Source organism: Deltaproteobacteria bacterium (genome assembly GCA_009930495.1).
In the GTDB taxonomy this organism is placed as follows: domain Bacteria; phylum Desulfobacterota; class Desulfovibrionia; order Desulfovibrionales; family Desulfomicrobiaceae; genus Desulfomicrobium.
In genome coordinates, this window is the sequence record RZYB01000221.1 from 1 (window position 1) to 3700 (window position 3700).

At 64.2% G+C, this 3700-nt stretch carries 3 protein-coding genes and 1 riboswitch; of the genes, 1 reads left to right on the forward strand and 2 read right to left on the reverse strand.

The genetic code is table 11. The annotated features are described in order from the left end of the window. On the reverse strand, positions 1–1236 hold a 1236-nt coding region (locus tag EOL86_12825; GenBank protein ID NCD26458.1), incomplete at its 3' end, for a DUF748 domain-containing protein. Positions 1237–1383: 147 nt separating this feature from the next. Beyond that, positions 1384–1476: riboswitch (TPP riboswitch) on the forward strand. 69 nt (positions 1477–1545) lie between these two features. Here EOL86_12825 and thiC point away from each other — a divergent pair. Beyond that, on the forward strand, positions 1546–2856 hold the full coding sequence (gene thiC, locus EOL86_12830) for a phosphomethylpyrimidine synthase ThiC (protein NCD26459.1): 1311 nt from the start codon (positions 1546–1548) through the stop codon (positions 2854–2856). Positions 2857–2992: 136 nt separating this feature from the next. On the opposite strand, the gene EOL86_12835 is transcribed toward thiC, so the two are convergent. Next, positions 2993–3700: exodeoxyribonuclease V subunit alpha (locus EOL86_12835; GenBank protein NCD26460.1), on the reverse strand; the 708-nt coding region annotated here is incomplete at its 5' end.

A 3700-nucleotide genomic window follows, 5' to 3' on the forward strand; every position in this document is an offset into this window, starting at 1 on the left:
GGCGTTGACCGCCGTGCTCAGGTCCGTGACCGTGATGTCGACTTGGCGCACTTCCTTCGCGAAGGGCGTGGGCAGGGTTTCGTCGCGGAAGGCGACGCGACCGTTGGTGATTTTTGCCTCCGGGGCGAAAAGGAGAAACTGGGCCGATTCCGCCGAGGAATTGCCGGCGGTGGCGTTGGTGTCGTGTGCGTCCGGAGCCGTCGCGAAATATCCGGCCCAATTCAGCGTGCCATCCTTGTGGCGTACGATTTTGAGAAACGGGCTGTCCATGGTCACGCTTTTGAGGCCCAGGCGGAGGTTCGTGATTGAAATATCGTCCAGAACCACTTCCGTGCGCGGCGCGGAAAAGACAGTGTCTCCCTGATCCGTGAGTTCAAGGTCCTGCCCGGTGATGCTGCCCTGTAGGGAAAAAGTCGGCAGGGCGCCTTCATGTTGTTCGAAAACCAGGGTGTTGTTCAAGGTCAGGGTGCCCTTGGCCAGTTTTAGATCCTTGGACGCGGGAACATAGGGCCAGTATTGGGGCAGGCCCAGCTCGACCACGCTGAGATCGAATTGGGTTTTCAGGGAGTCGTGGAAGGGGATGGTCCGCCCCTGCAGGGTGAGGGGGGCGCCATTGACCCGGAAGGACAGACTGGGGGTCATGAAGGTCTCCCAGTCCGTCTTGCGGGAGGAAAAGCGGGGCACGCGGAGATCGATCCGGTCGATGACGTGGGTCGCCTTTCTGGTGCCGTCTTCCAGCACCACGGTGCCGTTGCCGATGCTGAACGGTTCGATGATGACCGGGATGAGCACGGTGTCCGCAGTGTCTTTGTCTGGGTCTTCCGGGGTGGTCGCGGTCAGGTCCGCGAAGTTGGGCTGGCCGTCTTCATCCAGGCGAATGTGCAGGCGCGGTCCGTCCAGACGGATATCCTTGAGAACAATGGCCAGCCGCCACGCGGACGCCAGCTCGATATCGGCGTGCAATCCGTCCAGGCCGACAAATTCATCGGTTCCATTCTGTTCGGCCACGCGCAGATTGCGGACATCAAGGGTTAATGCCAGGGGATTGCAGCGGATTTCTTCCACACTGACCGGGCGATGCAGTGCCTCGGCAACATTCGTGACCAGAATATGATGAAGAACTCGCGGCAGGAGCATGAAGCCGACCAGGGCGTATACGGCCAGCACGCAACTGGCGATGAGCGTGTTTTTTTGCCAGCGGACCAGACTGTTCCAGAATTTTGCCAGTGATGCCATGTTGTTCTCCAGGTGTGGTTAGAGTGGCCCGAATTTAGCCGGCTTCGGACCGCCTTGGCAAGAAATGGAAAAAAATCGATCATGCGTCGTGAAGCGTGTCGGAGTTTCAGGTCCTGTTTACAGAGTCCGCGAAACGATCTAGGCACGAACAAACGTTAGGGGTGGCCCTTGTGGCCTGAGATCATACCCTTGGAACCTGATCTGGATCATTCCAGCGGAGGGAAACGGCTTACGAATGCTTGTGGTTTGTCGCGCCGCCTTCCTGTTGGGGAAGGCGGCTTTTTTTATGCACTTTTCACGGAGAACAGCATGACACAGCTCAGTCTCGCCCGCGAGGGCGTCATCACCCCGGAAATGGCCGAGGTGGCGGTTAAGGAAGGCAGGGATGCGGCATTCATCCGCCAGGGCGTGGCCCGTGGCCACATTGTCATCCCCAAGAACGTGGGCCGGGATTTCGCGGCCGAGGGCATTGGCGCGGGCCTGAAAACCAAGGTCAACGCCAATATCGGCACGTCCGGCGTGCAGGGAACGCTCGCGGTGGAGCTGGCCAAGCTCGACGTTGCGGTCCGGGCCGGCGCGCACAGCGTCATGGATCTGTCCACGGGCCGGGATCTGACGGCCACGCGCCGGGCCATTCTGGATCATTCCACGGTCATGGTCGGGGCCGTGCCGATTTATGCCGTGGTCGCGGATCTGGTGGACGCGGGGCGGGAAATCGAGGCCATGACCGCCGATATGCTGCTGACGTCCATCGAGGAGCAGTGCGCCGAGGGCATCGACTACATCACCGTGCATTGCGGCGTGACCCGGCAGGGCGTGGCCCGTACCCTGGGTCAGGACCGCGTGGCCGGGATCGTCAGCCGGGGCGGGGCGCTTCTGGCCGCGTGGATGGAGCGCAACGACCGGGAAAATCCGCTTCTGGAGCATTTCGACCGTCTGCTGGACATCGCCTTCCGTTTCGATGTCACCCTGAGCCTGGGCGACGGTCTGCGGCCCGGCGCGGTCGGCGACGCCACGGACGCGGCCCAGATCCAGGAGCTTCTGGTCATCGGCGAACTGGCCCGGCGGGCCAGGAACCGGGGCGTGCAGGTCATGATCGAGGGGCCGGGGCACATGCCCTTTGACCAGATCGCTGGCAACGTCATGCTCCAGAAGCGGATTTGCGACGGCGCGCCGTTTTACGTGCTCGGCCCCCTGACCACGGACATCGCGCCAGGCTACGACCACATCACGGCCGCCATCGGCGGGGCGGCCGCGGCCTCGGCCGGCGCGGACTTTTTGTGCTATGTCACCCCGGCCGAACATCTCTGCCTGCCGGACATGGACGACGTGCGCCTGGGCGTGATCAGCACGCTCATCGCGGCCCATTCCGGAGACATCGCCAAGGGTGTCCCCGGTGCGGCGGACCGCGACCGGGCCATGTCCGTGGCTCGCAAGGATCTGGATTGGGAGGGCGTCTTCGCCGCCGCCCTGGACCCGGTCCTGCCCCGGCGGCGCTGGGAGGAAAACCGGCCCCGCGAGGGCAAGACCTGCACCATGTGCGGCCGGCTTTGCGCCATGGACACGCATAATTCCCTGGGCGGCAAGGGCGCCGACCGGGGCCGGGTCTGTCAGGATTGATTTCATTTCTCAAGCAAAACACGAGTCACCCCTGGGAGCGCGGGCGTTTCGCGTGCATGAAAGCGGCCAAGACGGCCGCGTTCCCAGGTGCTTTGCAATGGTAATGGAATGACGTGTTGCCGGGCGGCGTCGGGAGCTATGCCGACGCCGTCCGTAGCATCTCCCCCAACCCGGAATCCCGGCGCGCCGGGGCATTGACGGCCGTGGCGACCTGATCCGGGCGGCCGATCAAGGTGAAGCGGCGTTTGGCCCTGGTCAGGGCGGTGTAGAGGAGTTCGCGGCCCAGGACCGGACAGGGTTCCTCGGGCAGGACCAGGACGGCGTGATCGAATTCCGAGCCCTGGCTCTTGTGCACGGTCATCGAATAGCAGGTCTCGAAGCGGGGCAGGCGGGCCGGGGACAGGGATGTGAAACCGTCCGGGCCGGGGAAAAAGACGCGCAACACCCCGTCCACGGGCAGGGCGATGCCGACGTCGCCGTTGAAGAGGCCCAGATTGTAGTCGTTTTCGCGGATCATGACCGGCCGGCCCGGATACCAGGCGTGGTCGTCGCGGCCAAAGCCGAGAATTTCGCGGGCCAGCCGGTTCAGGGTCTCGGCCCCGCGCGGCCCCTGGCGCACCGGGGACAGGATGCGCAGGGCCTCGAAGCGGACAAAGGCCTGGGCCGGGTCCGAGGCGTGTCCCAATCCGCCAAAAGCGGCGCGGACCAGGGGCGCGAGTTCTTCCCGCAGTTGGTGCGCCCCGATGCAAGGACTGATGGTCACGTCCGCGTGGGGCGTTTCCAGGAACGCGGCCGCGTTCTCGGCCCGGCCGTCGCGGATGAGACCGGCCAGGGCCGCGATGCC